Source organism: Mycobacterium persicum (assembly GCF_002086675.1).
GTDB classification, from domain to species: domain Bacteria; phylum Actinomycetota; class Actinomycetes; order Mycobacteriales; family Mycobacteriaceae; genus Mycobacterium; species Mycobacterium persicum.
This window is the reverse complement of sequence record NZ_MVIF01000022.1, coordinates 35,096-51,324: the sequence shown is the minus strand read 5'-3', so window position 1 is coordinate 51,324 and position 16,229 is coordinate 35,096. Positions and strand designations below refer to the sequence as shown.

General features: G+C 66.5%; 17 protein-coding genes. 9 read left to right on the top strand and 8 right to left on the bottom strand.

Annotation, left to right across the window (positions count from 1 at the left end; all coding sequences use genetic code 11):
* Window positions 1–26 precede the first annotated feature (26 nt).
* From BST40_RS10010 to usfY, 4 genes are all read left to right on the top strand, one after another.
* Complete coding sequence (locus tag BST40_RS10010) at window positions 27–1,697, top strand: virulence factor Mce family protein (RefSeq protein WP_083154130.1); 1,671 nt, start codon at window positions 27–29, stop codon at window positions 1,695–1,697.
* Window positions 1,697–2,440 carry a mammalian cell entry protein gene (locus BST40_RS10005; RefSeq protein ID WP_075545625.1) on the top strand — a complete coding sequence of 248 codons (744 nt, stop codon included), beginning with the start codon at window positions 1,697–1,699 and terminating at the stop codon, window positions 2,438–2,440. Before BST40_RS10010 ends, BST40_RS10005 begins: the two co-directional genes overlap by 1 nt.
* The gene (locus BST40_RS10000; RefSeq protein ID WP_075545626.1) at window positions 2,440–2,940 is read left to right on the top strand and encodes a mammalian cell entry protein; all 501 of its coding nucleotides are present in this window, start codon (window positions 2,440–2,442) and stop codon (window positions 2,938–2,940) included. Before BST40_RS10005 ends, BST40_RS10000 begins: the two co-directional genes overlap by 1 nt.
* 120 nt (window positions 2,941–3,060) lie before the next feature.
* A complete protein-coding gene (gene usfY / locus BST40_RS09995; protein WP_075545627.1) occupies window positions 3,061–3,375 on the top strand; it encodes a protein UsfY in 315 nt (104 codons plus the stop codon).
* An 82-nt stretch (window positions 3,376–3,457) separates the two neighbouring features.
* On the opposite strand, the gene BST40_RS09990 is transcribed toward usfY, so the two are convergent.
* The 4 genes from BST40_RS09990 to BST40_RS09975 all read right to left on the bottom strand — a co-directional run bounded on the left by BST40_RS09990 (window position 3,458) and on the right by BST40_RS09975 (window position 6,417).
* Entirely contained in the window at window positions 3,458–4,036 is a 579-nt protein-coding gene (locus tag BST40_RS09990; RefSeq protein WP_075545693.1) for a hypothetical protein, read from the bottom strand.
* 124 nt (window positions 4,037–4,160) lie between these two features.
* Window positions 4,161–4,463, bottom strand: coding sequence for an Rv3488 family transcriptional regulator (locus BST40_RS09985; RefSeq protein ID WP_075545628.1), 303 nt, complete (start codon window positions 4,461–4,463; stop codon window positions 4,161–4,163).
* A gap of 78 nt (window positions 4,464–4,541) precedes the next feature.
* Window positions 4,542–5,996: a multicopper oxidase family protein gene (locus BST40_RS09980; RefSeq protein WP_083154149.1), complete on the bottom strand. Its 1,455-nt coding sequence runs from the start codon at window positions 5,994–5,996 to the stop codon at window positions 4,542–4,544.
* The gene (locus tag BST40_RS09975; RefSeq protein ID WP_075545695.1) at window positions 5,986–6,417 is read right to left on the bottom strand and encodes a DoxX family protein; all 432 of its coding nucleotides are present in this window, start codon (window positions 6,415–6,417) and stop codon (window positions 5,986–5,988) included. Before BST40_RS09975 ends, BST40_RS09980 begins: the two co-directional genes overlap by 11 nt.
* 147 nt (window positions 6,418–6,564) lie before the next feature.
* Here BST40_RS09975 and BST40_RS09970 point away from each other — a divergent pair, with 147 nt between their 5' ends.
* Both BST40_RS09970 and BST40_RS09965 read left to right on the top strand, forming a co-directional pair.
* Window positions 6,565–7,272, top strand: coding sequence for an ABC transporter ATP-binding protein (locus BST40_RS09970; RefSeq protein ID WP_083154148.1), 708 nt, complete (start codon window positions 6,565–6,567; stop codon window positions 7,270–7,272).
* Window positions 7,269–8,051 carry an ABC transporter permease gene (locus BST40_RS09965; protein ID WP_075545629.1) on the top strand — a complete coding sequence of 261 codons (783 nt, stop codon included), beginning with the start codon at window positions 7,269–7,271 and terminating at the stop codon, window positions 8,049–8,051. Before BST40_RS09970 ends, BST40_RS09965 begins: the two co-directional genes overlap by 4 nt.
* Here BST40_RS09965 and BST40_RS09960 read toward each other — a convergent pair.
* From BST40_RS09960 to BST40_RS09955, 3 genes are read right to left on the bottom strand one after another with little or no spacing between them, the layout of a single operon-like run.
* A complete protein-coding gene (locus BST40_RS09960) occupies window positions 8,048–9,532 on the bottom strand; it encodes an alpha,alpha-trehalose-phosphate synthase (UDP-forming) (RefSeq protein ID WP_075545630.1) in 1,485 nt (494 codons plus the stop codon). The genes BST40_RS09965 and BST40_RS09960 overlap by 4 nt on opposite strands.
* A complete protein-coding gene (locus BST40_RS28935) occupies window positions 9,532–9,696 on the bottom strand; it encodes a hypothetical protein (protein ID WP_023368290.1) in 165 nt (54 codons plus the stop codon). The genes BST40_RS09960 and BST40_RS28935 overlap by 1 nt, the downstream gene beginning before the upstream one ends.
* Window positions 9,697–9,751: 55 nt before the next feature.
* Entirely contained in the window at window positions 9,752–11,242 is a 1,491-nt protein-coding gene (locus BST40_RS09955) for a flavin monoamine oxidase family protein (protein WP_158084003.1), read from the bottom strand.
* A gap of 187 nt (window positions 11,243–11,429) precedes the next feature.
* Between BST40_RS09955 and BST40_RS09950 the strand changes: the two genes are divergently transcribed.
* From BST40_RS09950 to BST40_RS09940, 3 genes are all read left to right on the top strand, one after another.
* Window positions 11,430–12,365: an enoyl-CoA hydratase gene (locus BST40_RS09950; protein ID WP_083154146.1), complete on the top strand. Its 936-nt coding sequence runs from the start codon at window positions 11,430–11,432 to the stop codon at window positions 12,363–12,365.
* 557 nt (window positions 12,366–12,922) lie between these two features.
* The gene (locus tag BST40_RS09945; protein ID WP_075545632.1) at window positions 12,923–13,756 is read left to right on the top strand and encodes an SDR family oxidoreductase; all 834 of its coding nucleotides are present in this window, start codon (window positions 12,923–12,925) and stop codon (window positions 13,754–13,756) included.
* A 4-nt stretch (window positions 13,757–13,760) separates the two neighbouring features.
* Window positions 13,761–14,552, top strand: coding sequence for an SDR family NAD(P)-dependent oxidoreductase (locus BST40_RS09940; RefSeq protein ID WP_083154126.1), 792 nt, complete (start codon window positions 13,761–13,763; stop codon window positions 14,550–14,552).
* Between the two features lie 34 nt (window positions 14,553–14,586).
* Here the strand turns inward: BST40_RS09940 and BST40_RS09935 are convergent, their stop codons facing one another.
* Window positions 14,587–16,155: an LCP family protein gene (locus tag BST40_RS09935; protein WP_075545634.1), complete on the bottom strand. Its 1,569-nt coding sequence runs from the start codon at window positions 16,153–16,155 to the stop codon at window positions 14,587–14,589.
* Window positions 16,156–16,229 lie beyond the last annotated feature (74 nt).

Below are 16,229 nucleotides of genomic sequence, written 5' to 3'. Positions count from 1 at the left end.
CAGTAAGGGGCAGTAGGAATGCGGAGATGATCGACAGACTCACCAGGATCCAGCTGGCCATCTTCGGGGTGATCACCGTCATCACCCTGGTGGTGATGGGTGTCTTCTACCTGCGGTTGCCGGCCACGTTCGGCCTCGGAACCTACGGTGTCAGCGCCGATTTCGTCGCCGGCGGCGGTTTGTACAAGAACGCCAACGTCACCTACCGCGGTGTGGAGGTGGGGCGGGTGGAGTCGGTCGAGCTGAATCCGTCCGGCGTCACCGCCGAAATGCGGCTAAACAGCGGCACTCCGATTCCGTCGAACGTCACCGCCACCGTGAAGAGCGTGTCGGCCATCGGCGAGCAGTATGTCGACCTGATGCCGCCCGCCAATCCGTCGCCGGCCAAGTTGCGCAACGGATCCACGATCGAGCGCAAGAACACCCGGATCGGCCAGGACGTCGCCGATCTGCTGCACAAGGCCGAGGTGCTGGTCAACAGTCTCGGCGACACGCGGCTACGAGAATTGCTGCACGAGGCGTTCACCGCCACCAACGGCACCGGTCCGGAGCTGGCCCGGCTGGTGGAATCGGCGCGGTTGCTGGTGGATGAGGCCAATACCAACTACCCGCAGGTCTCGCAGCTTATCGACCAGGCCGGTCCGTTCCTACAGGCTCAAGTCCGCGCCGGCGCTGACATCAAGTCGCTGGCCGACGGGCTGGCGCGGTTCACCGCCGAGCTCCGTGCGGCCGACCCGCGGATGCGCGACACCCTGGCCACCGCTCCGGACGCGATCGACGAGGCCAACACGGCGTTCTCCGGTATCCGGCCTTCCTTCCCGGCGCTGGCGGCCAGCCTGGCCAACCTGGGCAGGGTGGGCGTGATCTATCACAAGTCGATCGAGCAGCTGCTGGTGGTGCTGCCGGCGCTGTTCGCCGCGCTCACCACCGCTGCCGGCGGGGTGCCCCAGGACGAGGGCGCCAAGCTGGACTTCAAGATCGACCTGAACGACCCGCCGCCGTGCAACGTCGGCTTCATTCCGCCGCCGCTGATCCGCTCGCCCGCCGACGAGGGGCTGCGGGAAATCCCGACCGACATGTACTGCAAGACCGCCCAGAATGACCCCAGCACGGTGCGCGGCGCCCGGAACTACCCATGCCAGGAGTTTCCCGGCAAGCGGGCACCGACGATCCAGTTGTGCCGCGATCCGAAGGGCTACGTGCCGCTCGGCCGCAACCCGTGGCGCGGGCCGCCGGTCCCGTACGACACACCGGTAACCAATGGCCTGAACGTCTTGCCGCCCAACAAGTTTCCCTACATTCCACCGGACGCCGATCCGGATCCGGGCACGCCGATCGCCGGGCCGCCGCCACCGGGTGTGGTGCCCGGTCCCGGACCGGCACCGCACCAGCCGGCGCAGCCGGCGCCGCCGCCCAACGACAACGGTCCGCCGCCGCCCTTCACGTCGTGGATGCCGCCGGATTATCCACCGCAGCCACCGCTGCTTCCGTACCCGAAGACGCTGCCGCCGCCGCCCCCGCCGGTGGGCACCGGGCCGGAACCGCAAGCCAGTGGCCAGGCTTACACCACCTATGACCAGAGCACTGGAGTCTTCAAGGACCCGGCCGGCGGCACTGGTATCTGCGCGCCTGGCATCAATGGCGCGTCCAGCGCGGAGAATTGGGTGGACCTCATGCTTGCTCCGAAGGCTATGTAGTGGCACCACAGCAGCCGGGCGCGCAGCGGGTGCGCCGGCGGGCGTCTCGCGCGGCGGGTCCGGCAAAAGCCGCCTCGAGCCAGCGTGAAGCAGCCGAAACCCCGGTCAATGTCTTGTCCACGGCCGAGCCGAAGCGTCCGGACAAGTCGGCTAAGCCGGTCACGCCGGTCACGCCGGTCGCTGCGGTCAAGGCTCGGTCGGCGGTCCGGCCGCCGCCCCGTCGGCGGGCCCGGGGCAGGCTGGTGGCCTGGATCTCGCTGGGCGCCGCGGTGGTGATCGTCGCCGCGCTGAGCTGGGGGGTGCTGGCCCTGGTCGGTCAGCACCGGGACGCCGACGCCGAACAGGCCCGTCAGCGACGCTTCGTCGACACCGCCACGCAGCTGGTGGTCAACATGTTCAGCTACACGCCGAACACCATCGACGAGGCCGTCAACCGATTCGTCAACAGCACCAGCGGTCCCCTGCGCGGGATGCTCAGCGCCAACAACAACGTCGACAACCTCAAAGGCCTGTTCCGCGCCACCAACGCCACGTCCGAGGCCGTCATCAACGGTGCCGCCCTGGAAGGCATCGACACCGTCAGCGACAACGCTTCGGTGCTGGTTTCGGTGCGGGTGACGGTTGCCGACATCGACGGCGTCAACAAACCGTCCATGCCCTACCGGTTACGGGTCATCGTGCACGAGGACGAGACCGGACGGATGACCGGTTACGACCTGAAGTATCCCGACGGGGGCAACTGATGCGACTGCGGCGCGTGTGGCGTGCGCTGGGAGCCGTTGCCGGCGTCCTGCTGGTCGCCGCGATCGTCGGGCTGGCCGCGGCCGGTGGGTGGTTCTACTGGGACCGGGTGGAAACCAGCGGCGAGCGGAGCGCGCGGGCGGAGTTGCCGAAGGTGGCCGCCGATCAGATACCGAAGGTTTTCGCCTACGACTACCAGACGGTCGAACGCAGCCTCAACGACGCGTATCTGTTTCTGACGCCGGACTATCGCCAGGAGTTCAAGCGCAGCGCCAACGCGCAGATCATCCCGGAGGCCAAGAAGCGCGAGGTGGTGGTCCAGGCCAATGTCGTCGGCGTGGGAGTGATGTCGGTGCAACGCAATTCGGCGTCGGTGATGGTGTATATGAACCGTACCGTGACCGACAAGTCACGCCAGCCGCTCTACGACGGCAGCCGGCTGCGGGTGGACTACAAACGGATCGACGGCAAGTGGCTGATCGCCTACATCACGCCGATCTGAGCCCAGTTCCGAGCGGTCGAGGCCGGAGCCGACGCGGTCGCGCGACCCGGAAAATTATCTGTGACCTGGCGCACAATCTAGGCGTACCCTAGAAGCGTCTCTTGGAGAAGGGAGACGTCAATGAAGGGTGCATATCGCGATCCGGTGGAACACTCCCGAACCACCCAACCGCATGCCGGTGAATCGTTTATCGACACGCTGTGGCTGCCGGGGTTGTTTCTCATCGTCCTCGGAGTGATCGGCATGGCCGGGATCGTGGCGGCCCTGGCCTACAACCACGGCGAGTTGCTATTAACGCTGGGCTCGGCCGCGGCCGGTTTGCTGATGGCCGGTGGGTTGTTGATCATGGCCGAGCATCACCGGGTGCAACGTGTGGAGCGTCGGTGGCTGGCCGAACACCCGGACTACTGGCGTCAGCAACACCACGCCGTGTAGTTCCGGGTAGGGCACAAGGACGCCCGTCGAGCGCCATGAATGGCACGTGCCCGCAGCTCTGCTGCGCCTGCGCCGCCGCCGGTTAGTAGCAGATCGCAATTTGGTTGCAGCGCAACGGGTACCGTTCGACCGGGCTGGGCGGCGGCCCCACCAGCTGGAGCGAGAACGGTTCCTTTTTCATGTCCGGTGCCAGACCACAGACCGCGCCATGCAAGGTGGTGTGCGTGCCGCTCATGTTCTCGTCGCTGAAGGCATAGGTTTCGGTCGACGGCGCGGTGCTGCCGTCGGGGCACAACACGCCCTCTGCCTGGTTCACCTGGAAGGTCCACAGCACACTGGTCAGCCGAGCCCGGGCGCTGAAGTTCTGCAGCTTGTCGGCGCGGGTGATCTGTTGGGGCGTCGTGCTCGCGATATTGAGCGCACACTGGAACGCCCACGTGACCGGGTCGGAGTAGTCGTTCATGTTGCGCGTTCCGGACGGCTGGTCGCACAGCGCGGTGATGGTCCAGGTAACCCCGGAAACGCCGGCCTGGCTGAAGGAGTAGGCACCGTCCGGCGGTGGCGCGACGGCATGGGCCGGTTCGCCTGACTGCAGCGCGGTCGCCAGTGCGACGGCCGAGACGATACCCGCGCCGGCGGCCAGTCCGTGACGGATGTTCACGTCGCTTCCCCCTTGATCTTCTTCGCTGCCTACCGCGCTGCGGTGCTGCATCGAGTATCACAGCGTTTCGGCGGGAACACCATGGCTTCGCAACGCCGGCCGGCGGCTAGCTCAGGCCCCCCACTCAGGCCTCCGTGCCGAGGACTTCGTGGGCCAGCTCTCGAAGCGCACGGCGATCGTCGGCCAACGCCGCGCGGCCGGCCGCGGTGGCCCGGTAGACGCGGCGCGCCCGGCCTGCCACCACCTGTTGCTCCGACACCAGCAGACCGTCGGCCTCCAGCCGGTGCAGTGTCGGATACAGCGTGCCGGGGCTGACCTGGTATCCGTGGCGGCTCAGTTCCCCGGTCAGCCACGCGCCATGGACTTCTCCCTCGGCGGCGTGATGCAGGATGTGCAGGCGCAGTGCGGCCCGCTGAAATTCCCGCATGGACAACCCCTTTCGGGACAACCCCGTACGCGTCGGTGACGAAGCCGATATCGGGTTCCGATTCTACGGTGTGCAGGTCTAGGAGCAGCGCAGCAGCGTCATGAAACCGAAGTCCATGTGTATCTGTTGGTGGCAGTGCAACAGCGACAGCCCCGGTTGGTCGGCGGTGAAGTCGACCTCCATGATCTGGTACCCGCCCAGCATCGCGACGTCCTTGCGAACACCTGCCGTCGGTGTGCCTGCGACATGGGTGATTTCGAAGGTATGTCGATGCAGATGCATCGGGTGGATGTCGTCGGTGCCGTTGCGGAACCGCAGCCGGTAGCGCTGCCCCCGCACGATGTCGAGCACCGGTTGGTTGGTGCCCATGGCGAACGCGGCGCCGTTGACGGTCCAGACGTTGAACCCGTCGCTGGCGGCGTTGCGCTTCTCGATGAACAGGTCGATAACCCGATCAGCGGCCGGGGGAGTGCCGCCGCTGCCGAACACCCGGTAGTCCCAGGCAAACTCGGGCGGCGGGGCCCACTGCGGGTCGCCGGTGCGGCCGGCGTATTCGACGACGGTGCCCATACCCGCTTGACGGTCCTCGTCGGAGAGGTCGCCGAGGATCCAGACGCCGGGGTGGTTCATCTCCACGACCGCCGAGATGCGTTCGGCGGCGCCGAGCCACAACACCGGAACCGCAACGGGTTTGGGCACCGGATTGCCGTCCAGGGCCACCACGGTGAAGACGTGTCCGGGCAGGGCCAGGCTGCGGTTCTCGGTGGCGCTGCCGTTGAGGACATGCAGCATCACCCGCTCGCCGCTCCTGACCCGGATCGGTTCGCCGTGGCCCAGGGTGCGGCCGTTGACGGTGAAGACCTCATAGCCCACTTCGTAGCCATGCGGCAGGCCGGCAGCCAGTGCGGCGTTCATCGCTTGCTCGCCTTGGTCTTTCAATCCGGCGACCGCCTCACCGGCCAGGAAGCCGCCGGGCATGTCACCGCCCTGGCTCAGGCTGGGCTCGAACTCCTTGAGCGTCAGGAACACTTCGCGGTCGTAAGCGCCCGGTTCATGCTTGGGCTCGATGTAGACGGGGCCGACCAAGCCGCCGTATTGCCCGCCCGTCAGGTCGGCGCCCGGGTTGAGGTGGGTGTGGTAGAAGCGGAATCCCGACGGGCCGGGAACAAACGAGATCCGGCGCATGCCGTGGGCGGCGATGAACGGGGTGCCTTCCTCGGCCGAGCCGTCGACCTCCACCGGCAGGTGTTGGCCGTGCCAGTGCAGCTGTTGCGGGGTGCCGGTGTCATTGTGGACGTCGACGGTGATCTGCTTGCCCTCGGTAAACCTCAGCAGTGGCCCCGGGAATTGGCCGTTGTAGGTGGTGGTTGCGACGAGTTTGCCGGGGGCGACTTCCACCTGGCTCTGCCCGATGCGCAGCGTGTAGTCGGCCTTACCGGCCGGCGGGCTATGCGAGCAGGCGGTCGCCAGGCCGGTGGCGGTGAGCACCCCCAGGCCGCTCCAGGTGAGGAAGCCGCGTCGATCAACCGGCATTGGCCAGCCGCGCATCCAGTGACCACCGGCCGGGACCGGCCCACAGCAAAAAGATCAGCCCGAGCAGCATCGACAGGTCGGTGCGTGCGTCGTGGGCCATGCCCCAGAAGCCCTGCACACCGAGAAAGCCCCCGGGCCGCAGCTCGGGAATCTTGGTCAAGGCGATCGCACCGATAATGTCGACGAGCAGCGGAATGGCCGCGACCCGGGTCAGCAGGCCCAGAACAACCATTGTGCCGCATAAGATTTCGACAACGCCGTCCAGATTGGCGAAGAAGGTGGCGGCGGGTATTCCGATCCGCTCGAAGCGGCCGGGCCCAAGTTGCTGCGGGTAGCGAAACTTCTGGATGCCCTCGCTGAGGAACACCAAGCCGACGAGCAGTCGTATGCAGATCGCGGCCGGCGGCCCCTCCGCGTGCAGCAATCGCCGCCAGGAGACTCGTCCCGAACCCGTCACCGCCAACTCGGACTCCGATATCGTGTTCCGATAGTCTTCGGAGTGAGCGTACCGCAGGAATCGTTCGCGACCGACCCCCGGGCAGATCGAGGCTTAGCAGTGGATTTGGCAGTGGATGACGTTTCGGTGTTCGACTTCGCCGACGTTGTCGTCCAACGTGACCGGGTGCGAGCGTTGGACGGGTTCACCGCCGCCATTCCCCGGCACGGGGTGACGGCGGTGTTCGGCCCGTCCGGATCGGGCAAGTCGACCCTGCTGCGGTTGTGCAATCGACTGGAGGTGCCGACGAGCGGGCGAGTGTTGTTCTGCGGCACGGATATAGCCGAGACCGACCCGTTGTGGCTGCGGCGCCGGGTGGGCATGTGTTTCCAGCGTCCTACACCGTTTCCGGGCACGGTCGCCGACAACCTGCTGGTCGCCGAGCCGACTGCGTCGCAAGCGCAGCTGCGGGACACGCTGGCCCGGGTGGCGCTCACCGGGTCATGGTTGGACCGCGACGCGACCGCGTTGTCGGGCGGGGAGGCGCAGCGCATGTGCCTGGCCCGCACCCTGATGGCCCGCCCGCAGGTGCTGCTGCTCGACGAACCCACCTCAGCCGTCGACGCCGAAGCGGCCCGGGTGATCGAGCGTGCGGTGCGTGGGCTGGCCGACGACGGCATTCCCGCCCTGTGGGTCACCCACGACCCGGCGCAAGCCGAGCGGGCCGCTGACCGGATCGTGCACATCGAACGGGGCCGCTGCGTAGGACTCGTCGACGTTGTCTCCAAGCCGGCCTCCAAGCCGGGCGACGGTAAGGCCGACGATCAGGTGACGTCATGACCGGCCAGGTCGGTTGGATCGGGCTGGCGACATCGCTGGCCCTGGTGGTGTTCGCGGCGGCCATCTCGCTGTGGCAGCGGCTGGGCCTGGAAAGGCAGGTAGTCTGGGCGGCCGCCCGCGCGCTGGTCCAGTTGCTGCTCGTCGGGGGCGCGCTGACGCTGCTCTTCGCGCCCGGCCGGTCGTTGTGGTGGTCGGCGGCGTGGACGGCGGGCATGATCGGCTACGCCGGCGATGTCGCCCGCCGGCGGGCACCCGAGGTGCCGCGGCTGGCGCCGCTGGCCATTGCCGCGTTCGCCGCGGCGGCCGCGATCACCTTGGGGGTGATATTCGGGCTGCGGGTCTTTCCGCTGCAGGCCCGAACCCTGGTGCCGATTGCCGGAATGATGATCGGCAACTCGATGACCGCCATGGTGCTGGTGGCCCGGCGCCTGGTCGACGAGCTGCGCGACAAACGTGACGAGGTGGAAGCCAGACTCGCCCTCGGGCAGCCGTCGCGTCAGGCCGCGGCTCCGTATCTGCGGATCGCGCTGCGGTCGGCGATCTCTCCGCAGATCGAGACCACGAAGGCCACCGGACTGGTGTTCCTTCCGGGTGCCATGACCGGACTCATCCTTGCCGGGGTGCCACCGGTGCAGGCCGTGCTGGTGCAGGCGGTGGTGATGTTCCTGGTCCTGGGCTCGGTCGCGACCACCACCGTCGTCGTGGCACTGGGGCTGGTGCGCCTGGTTTTCACCCGGGACCATCGGTTACTGCCGCTGCGTTCCCGGCCCCGGAGTTAACCCGGGTCCTTCGGACGCGCCTCGGCAAGGGCGTCGAGGAACGAGCGAGCCCAGCGGTCCACGTCGTGGGCCAGCACCTGGCGCCGCAGCGCGCGCATCCGGCGCCGTCCCTCTTCGTCGCTCTGGTTGAGCGCCCCCTCGATCGCGTCCTTGAGCCCTTCGAGGTCATGCGGGTTGACCAGATATGCCTGTCGCAGTTCGGCGGCGGCCCCGGTGAATTCGCTGAGGACCAGGGCGCCGCCGAGATCACTGCGGCAGGCGACGTACTCCTTGGCCACCAGGTTCATCCCGTCCCGCAGCGGGGTGACCAACATGACGTCGCTGGCCACGAAATAGGCGATCAGCTCGTTGCGGGGCACCGGACGGTGCAGGTAGTGCACCACCGGGTGACCGACCTCGGCGTACTCGCCGTTGATGTGGCCGACCTGGCGTTCGATGTCGTTACGCAGTATCTGGTAACTCTCGACCCGCTCGCGGCTGGGTGTTGCCAGCTGGATCAACACGGTGTCGTCGCGTTTGGCGCGCCCCTCGGCCAGTAGCTCGTAGAACGCCTTCAGCCGTACGTCGATGCCCTTGGTGTAGTCGAGGCGGTCCACGCCGAGCAGGATCTTGCGGGGGTTACCGAGTTCGGCGCGGATCTCGCGAGCCCGGCGCTTGATGTCGCGATGTCGCGCCGCCTGGTCGAGCGCCCCGGAGTCGATGGAGATGGGGAAGGCGCCCACCCGAATCGTGCGCGACTCGAGTTGTACCGCACCGAATCGGGACCGCACGCCGACAGCTCCGCGCGACGTTTCGGCGTCGAGCAGCTGTCTGGCCAGAAACAGGAAGTTCTGGGCGTCGCCGACCAGGTGGAACCCCACCAGGTCGGCCCCGAGCAGGCCCTCGATGATCTCGGTGCGCCACGGCAATTGCATGAACAGCTCTACCGGCGGAAACGGGATGTGCAAGAAGAACCCGATGGTCAGATCGGGCCGCATCGTGCGCAGCATCTTGGGGACCAATTGCAGCTGGTAGTCCTGAACCCAGACGGTTCCGCCGCGACCGGCCGCGCGTGCGGTGGCTTCGGCGAAGCGACGGTTGACGTCGACATACCGCTCCCACCACTTGCGGTGGTAGAGCGGCTTGACGATGACGTCGTGGTAGAGGGGCCACAATGTGGCGTTGGAAAACCCTTCGTAATACTCAGCGATGTCGTCGGCGGACAGCCGTACCGGATGCAGCCGCAGCTCATCCTGGACGATGGGCTCGTCAACCACGTCGACATCGGCTTCGGCAACACCGGGCCAGCCGACCCAGGCCCCGCGCCGGCGCCGCAGTAGCGGCTCGAGCGCGGTGACCAGCCCGCCAGGGCTGCGCTTCCAGGTGGTGGTGCCGTCGGGAAGCCGCTCCTGGTCGACCGGCAGTCGGTTGGCGACGACGACGAAGTCAGAGTCCCCGAAGACTTCCGTTGTTGTGGGCTCCGCGGATCCCCTGGAAGCCATTAGCTCTCGAGCTTCGCCGGCCCAATACCGAGCATGGACAAGAAAATGCGGCACTCGTCGGCGTCGTTAGCGTATGCGGCGACGACCCTCCTGGCCTGGCTCGCGGTGCTGTCGGCCACCGGTTCCACGTCGCCGATATCGCCATGGTCAGTTTTGGTAGGCATTACACAACTCTAAGCGAAACTAAATCCGGGACGCAGCCACGACGGCGAGCCAGGCTCAATCCGCGGCGAGCACCTCCCGGGCCGCCCGTTCGCCCGATTGCGCCGCACCACTCACACAGTGGTACGGGTACGTCGAGGTGTCGACGCCCGCCCAGTGGACACGTCCGACCGGCTCGCGCACCGCGGGCCCGAACCCGTGACCGGTCCACACTCCAGGTCCCATGCAACCGGCGAAATCCCCGCGGGTCCACTCGTCCATGGACCAGTTGAACTCGAAATAGGAGTCCGCGGCCGGGTTCTGCGGCGACACGGCCGGGAAGTGAATCCGTTCGGACAACTGCCCGCCGTCTGCGCCGAAGCGATGCGACATCTCTTTGAGAACCTGCGCTTTGCGCTCGGCTCGGGTCAGGTGGTTGAAATCGCGAGCTTTGTCACCGGCGAGGAAGACACTCATCAGGCCGGGTCTGTCGCTGCTTTCGTCGAACCCGCATTCCCGCGCGTTGGGGCTGTAATCGCCCGGGTAGATCGAAATGGATTCACCGACCAACCCGCGCCGGCGCCAAAAGGCCTCGTCGTAGCAGAGCCAGATTTTCCAAAACGCGCCGGTGGGGACGCGGTGCTGGAGTTGCGCCCGGTCCGGCGGCAAGATCGGATCGAAGTGGATGAAGTTTGTCATGGAGATGTTCGTCGCGACGATTACCCGGCGGGCCCGGACGGCGACGTTTTCCGCGCTTACCGTGACTCCATTGGCGTCCTGGGTGATCTGACGGACCGGTGAATTGAGGTGTACCGCTTCGGGGCCCAGCGTCGCCACTATCCGATCCGCCATTTGTTGCATTCCGCCGCGGACGCGATACTGCTGGGCCTGGCCCGGAGCCTGGCCGCTCATGTTGAAGAGCTTGCTGCGGTAGATCTTGAGGACAAACAGCCAGTGCAGCAACGAACACGCCGCGAGCTCCACCCCCGTATATCCGACTATCGCCGCGCCCAGCAGCGCTCTTGCCTCTTTGGTCATGATGTTCAGGTTGAACCAGGATTGAACGGTCATCTGGTCGGCTTCGCGGGTGGTGCCGGGTCCCAGGCTGACCGTAAACGGAAACCGGACGTCGTCCCACGGTGCTTCCGGATTAACCACTTCGGACATCTTTTCCATACTGAGTATGGCCTTGCTTAGATCCAATTTTGCTGCCATCGAAATCGGCGGCAGCGCGATTAACGGATTCGCATCATGGGCGTCGTAGGTGTGGATGTTGTTTTTCAAATCGACGAAGACGGTCTTTCCCCGGTCCCATTGTCCATAGACTTCGATTCCGAATTCATCCATGAGCCTGCGGACGTCCGGCTGTGCGTCCTCGTCGCCCACCCATTGTCCGTCGATCTCGAAGAGCGCACCGTTAGAAAGCTTTGCCGACCAGGTACGCCCGCCACCGCGGGGTCCGGCTTCGAACACGGTTACCGAGTGCCCCGCTTGATGAATGCGGTAAGCGGCGGTTAGCCCCGCATATACCGCCCCCACGGCACAGAAATCCGATTGATGATGAGCCATTGCCATTCTCCCGGGGTCGGGCACGGCGTATTCACGCTACGCCTCGACGACCGGTGCCGCAGCAAATCTTTTCCAACGTGTGACGACGCATCGAGGGCCCGGCCCGCGCTCTTCTTACAGAGTCGCCGTAATCTGTAAAGTCGATGCCAGCCCCAGATGACCACGCGAGACAAGACAGGTGGGCGCAATGACAATCTCGGATCACGCCGGTGCCCAGGCCGACGGCGCCAACCCCGCCGAGCTGGTCGCATACGAGACCCTCGACGACGGGCGGATCGCGCGGATCTGGCTCAACCGTCCGGAGGCTCACAACGCGCAGAATCGAACCCTGCTGGTTCAGCTCGACGAGGCGTTCTGCCGGGCCGAGGCCGACGACGCCGTGCGAGTGGTGATCCTGGCCGCGCGGGGAGAAAACTTCTCCGCCGGGCACGACCTCGGGTCCGAGGCGGCGATGCTGGAGCGCAAGCCCGGACCGGCGCAGCATCCGACCTTCCGCTCCCACGGCGCCACCCGCGATGCGGTCATGGAAAAGCTGTACCTGCAGGAGTGGCACTTCTACTTCCAAAACACTTGCCGCTGGCGCGATTTGCGCAAGATCACCATCGCCCAGGTCCAGGGCAACGCGATCTCGGCGGGCCTGATGTTGATCTGGGCGTGCGACCTGATTGTCGCCGCCGACAATGCCAAGTTCAGCGACGTGGTGGCGGTGCGACTGGGTATGCCGGGCGTCGAATACTACGCGCACCCTTGGGAGTTCGGTCCGCGCAAGGCCAAAGAGCTGCTGTTGACCGGTGATTCGCTGGATGCAGACGAGGCCTACCGGCTCGGCATGGTGTCGAAGGTCTTTCCGGCCGCCGAGCTGGCGGAAAAGACCCTGGAGTTCGCGCGGCGTATCGCCGAGCGTCCCACTATGGCGGCGTTGCTGGTCAAGGATTCGGTCAACGCGGCCTCCGACGCCATGGGCTTCACCGAGGCGCTGCGGCACGCGTTTCACGTCCACGAGTTGGGACATGCCCACTGGGCCGCCCACAACCAGAACAGGTTCCCGGTCGGCCTGCCGCCCGACGTCGAAGACTGGCGTACGGCCAAGCCGACCAAGGTGGCCCGCCGCGATACGCCGTAGTGCCGCGAGTTTGGGTGACACCCGGCACACCGGTACCCGGAAGGGGCAGAGGTGTCCCTTCTGTTTTCGGCAGACCGATTGGGCGGTGTCGCTCAAACCTCTTGTGAGGGATGGCGTTCGGGGGATGTGTCAGGTGCTCACCGAATCGGTTGTCGTGCCGCCGCATCGAGCGCGCGGTGACGGCGTCGACGCTGCGCCCACGGGCGCGATTGTGCGTCCTGGGCGGAAGAATTGCCGCCCGATTGCCGCCCTTGATGCAATGTCAATGCCGTAGACGCACACTCGAAACCATCACGGCACACTCGGCGCCGACTCAACCGCATCAGCACCCGATTTCCATCTATCCACACCGTCCACACCCGAGCGCAGCCCCACGACCGGGAACAGCGACACCTTCACAGTCGCTAGTAGATGGGCAAGTCGCCGCCCAACTTCCCGAGAAACCGGTGAGACAGCTGTGACGAAAGTGTTCGGTGGCACCGGGGACTCATGCCCGCGCCGACGGCCGCATGGTTCGATAACGAGAACCTGTTTCAGCTTCACCGTGAGGGGCTCGAATGCAGCTTTCCTTTCAAGACCGGACCTACCTGGTCACCGGCGGCGGCAGCGGAATCGGCAAGGGGGTGGCCGCCGGTCTGGTGGCGGCCGGAGCCTCGGTCATGATCGTCGGCCGCAACCCCGACCGGCTGGCGGGCGCCGTGCGAGAACTCGAAGCGCTGAAGGCACGCGGCGGATCCATCCGTTACGAGCCGGCGGATGTCACCAACGAGGAGGAGACCGCCCGTGCGGTCCACGCGGTAACGGCCTGGCATGGGCAGCTGCACGGCGTGGTGCACTGCGCCGGCGGGTCGGAGACCATCGGGCCGATCACCCAGATCGACTCGGCGGCCTGGCGTCGCACTGTCGACCTCAACGTCAACGGCACCATGTACGTCCTCAAACACGCCGCGCGCGAGATGGTGCGCGGCGGAGGCGGGTCCTTTGTCGGCATCTCCTCGATCGCGGCCAGCAATACCCACCGCTGGTTCGGCGCCTACGGGGTCACCAAGTCCGCGGTCGACCACCTGATGCAGTTGGCGGCCGACGAGCTCGGCCCATCCTGGGTGCGGGTCAACAGCATCCGTCCGGGACTGATCCGCACCGAACTCGTCGCGCCGGTCACCGAATCGCCGGAGCTGAGCCGCGACTACGCCCTCTGCACGCCGCTGCCGCGGGTCGGCGAGGTCGAGGACGTCGCCAACCTGGCGATGTTTCTGCTCAGCGACGCCGCCGGATTCATCACCGGGCAGGTGATCAACGTCGACGGCGGCCACATGTTGCGACGGGGCCCGGACTTCTCGGCGATGCTGGAACCGGTGTTTGGCCGTGACGGACTACGCGGAGTGGTCTGAGGCCATGGAGCGACTGCACGGCCAGCGGATCCTGGTGACCGGCGCCGCCTCGGGGATCGGCCAGGCCACCGCGCTGCGGCTGCTCGACGAGGGGGCCGCGGTGGTGGGCAGCGATATCGCGGCCGACGGCTTGGCCACGACAGCGGCCCGCGCCGCCGAGGCCGGGACCGGTGGCACGTTCACCACCTGCGAGATGAACGTCGCCCACGAGCGATCGGTGATCGAGGGGGTGCGCCGCGCCGTCGAGACCCTGGGCGGCCTGGACTCACTGGTCAACGCGGCCGGCATGCTGCGCGCCGGGCACACTCACCAGACCGGCATCGAACAGTGGAATCAGATCATCGCGGTCAACCTGACCGGCACCTTTCTGGTGGTCCGGGAAGCCCTGCCGGCGCTGCTGGCCAACCAGCGCAGCACGATAGTGAATTTCAGCTCCACCTCGGCGGCGTTTGCACACCCGTACATGGCCGCCTACGCCGCGAGTAAAGGCGGCGTGCAAGCCTTTACGCATTCCCTGGCAGTCGAGTATGCGAAGCGCGGTCTGCGGGCGGTGTGTGTGGCGCCGGGCAGCATCAAGTCCGGCATCACCGATGCCACCGGCGGTTACCTTCCGCAAGATGCCGACTGGTCGCTGTTCACCCGGCTGCTGCCGGTGCTGCCCACCACCGAGACATCCAGCGGCGCCGGAATGGCAGATCCGTCGGTGGTCGCCGGCGTCATCGCCATGCTGGTGTCGCAGGACGGTGCATTCATCACCGGCACCGAAATCCGCATCGACGGCGGGACGCACGCCTAATTCACGCACCGCGAACAGCGCCCCGTTGCGCGCCTTAATTCACGCAGGGAACTCCACCGCCGTCGATCGGCTTGCCGTGATCGGGCGTCGGGTATGTGCTGGTGGTACCGCCGCTGTAATAGGTGTTGTAGGTGTTCCCGGCCGTCCCGTTCGATGTCCCGGTCGATGTGGTGGTGCTGCTCGTTTCTTGGGATTCGTCGAGGGTCGGCATCGCGAAGTCGGTGTCCACGGTCAGCTGAATGTGTCCGGGCGCCAGGCTGGGGTCCGCTTTCAACGTATCGACGTCGAGCAGGTTGGCCAGATTCTGTGCGTCGGTTTGGGCGCCGGCGCCGTATTTGATCGTGCTGGTCGACGGATCGCCGGCTTGGCGGTCCCGGACCTGGCCGGCGGTGTAGCCGCGCTTTCGCAGCACGCTGGACACCTGGCTGGCCATCCCGCTGATGCTGCCGGCATTGACCACATCGACGACGGTGGACGGGTTCGGCTTCGCGGCCGGGGTCGTGGTGGTCGCTGCCGGGGCGCCGGTGCCGATCGCCGCGGCTACCTCGGCCTTGATCGCGGCCGGGTCGATGATATTGACGTCTTGGCCGTCGATGTTGTCGTAACGCACCACGGGCAGGGTCCGGAACTCGACGTTGCCGCCCGCCAGTTCGCCCATGCGGCGGAACAGGTCCTCATCCCAGCCGGCCGACAACACGACGTCCTTACGAGCCACGGCCATCAGGCTGTCGAGGCGGTCCAGGTTGGTGAAGGTGCCCGAATCCTGCAGATCGTGCATCACCGACGACAGGAATGCCTGCTGCCGATGGGTCCGGTCCAGGTCCCCGTTATCCAGGCCGTGACGCTGCCGCACGAACGCCAGCGCCTGGGTCGCGTCGAGTCGCTGGCGTCCGGCCGGAAAGTCGGCGCCCGAATACGAGTCGTACACGGCGTGGTTGAGACACACCTCGACGCCGCCCAGCGTCTCGGCCAGGTCATAGAAGCCGGCCAGATTGACCTCGGCGAAGTAGTCGATCGGAACGCCGGTCAGGCTGCGTACCGCCCGTAGGGTCGCGGCCCGGCCGGCCTCGCGTCCCCGGGTCTCCAGCTCTCGCTGGGAGCTCACGCCTTGGTTGGCCAACTGCTGCGCGACGTACTGCTTGGTGAGCCCGTACGCTTCCTTGATCTTGATGTGGTTGTAGCCCGGAACGCCGGTGAAGGGCACCCAGTCGTCACGGGGTATCGAGAAAGCGACGACCTTTCCGTCGGCGCCGACGTGCACGAGGATCAGGGTGTTGGTGTTGTAGCCCCCCTGGTCGGAATCACCGGCGTGCAGGTGTTTGAGGATCGACCACGGCAGGTCGTTGCCCTCCTGGTCTTTGCGGGAGTCCAGCCCGATCAGCAGGATGTTCATGTTGTTGCCGGTGGACCGCGGGTCCTCGGCGGTCAGGGCCTGCGAAATGGTGATGCCGCTCAGCGCGCCGTGGGCCACCCAATATCCGGCCCCGGTCATGCCCAGGGCCACCACGGAGACCAGCGTCATGAAACTGCGCGACAGCCGTCGGCGCAGCGGCGACGGCTTACGGACAGCGCGACGGCGGTGACGTCCGCCCGAACGACCCATCACATGCCTCGACCCGTCACCGGTTCACCGGACGGCACCGGGCCGGCGGTTTGCGGGGACGTCGCTTGCTGCAT

Coding starts and splice junctions, on each gene's coding strand:
- BST40_RS09980 (WP_083154149.1), bottom strand. CDS start 5,996: ATGCCGGTTGATCGACGCGGCTTCCTCACCTGGAGCGGCCTGGGGGTG.
- BST40_RS09985 (WP_075545628.1), bottom strand. CDS start 4,463: ATGCGGGAATTTCAGCGGGCCGCACTGCGCCTGCACATCCTGCATCAC.
- BST40_RS10000 (WP_075545626.1), top strand. CDS start 2,440: ATGCGACTGCGGCGCGTGTGGCGTGCGCTGGGAGCCGTTGCCGGCGTC.
- BST40_RS09955 (WP_158084003.1), bottom strand. CDS start 11,242: ATGGCTCATCATCAATCGGATTTCTGTGCCGTGGGGGCGGTATATGCG.
- BST40_RS10010 (WP_083154130.1), top strand. CDS start 27: ATGATCGACAGACTCACCAGGATCCAGCTGGCCATCTTCGGGGTGATC.
- BST40_RS28935 (WP_023368290.1), bottom strand. CDS start 9,696: ATGCCTACCAAAACTGACCATGGCGATATCGGCGACGTGGAACCGGTG.
- BST40_RS09950 (WP_083154146.1), top strand. CDS start 11,430: ATGACAATCTCGGATCACGCCGGTGCCCAGGCCGACGGCGCCAACCCC.
- BST40_RS09960 (WP_075545630.1), bottom strand. CDS start 9,532: ATGGCTTCCAGGGGATCCGCGGAGCCCACAACAACGGAAGTCTTCGGG.
- BST40_RS09940 (WP_083154126.1), top strand. CDS start 13,761: ATGGAGCGACTGCACGGCCAGCGGATCCTGGTGACCGGCGCCGCCTCG.
- BST40_RS09935 (WP_075545634.1), bottom strand. CDS start 16,155: ATGGGTCGTTCGGGCGGACGTCACCGCCGTCGCGCTGTCCGTAAGCCG.
- BST40_RS09965 (WP_075545629.1), top strand. CDS start 7,269: ATGACCGGCCAGGTCGGTTGGATCGGGCTGGCGACATCGCTGGCCCTG.
- usfY (WP_075545627.1), top strand. CDS start 3,061: ATGAAGGGTGCATATCGCGATCCGGTGGAACACTCCCGAACCACCCAA.
- BST40_RS09945 (WP_075545632.1), top strand. CDS start 12,923: ATGCAGCTTTCCTTTCAAGACCGGACCTACCTGGTCACCGGCGGCGGC.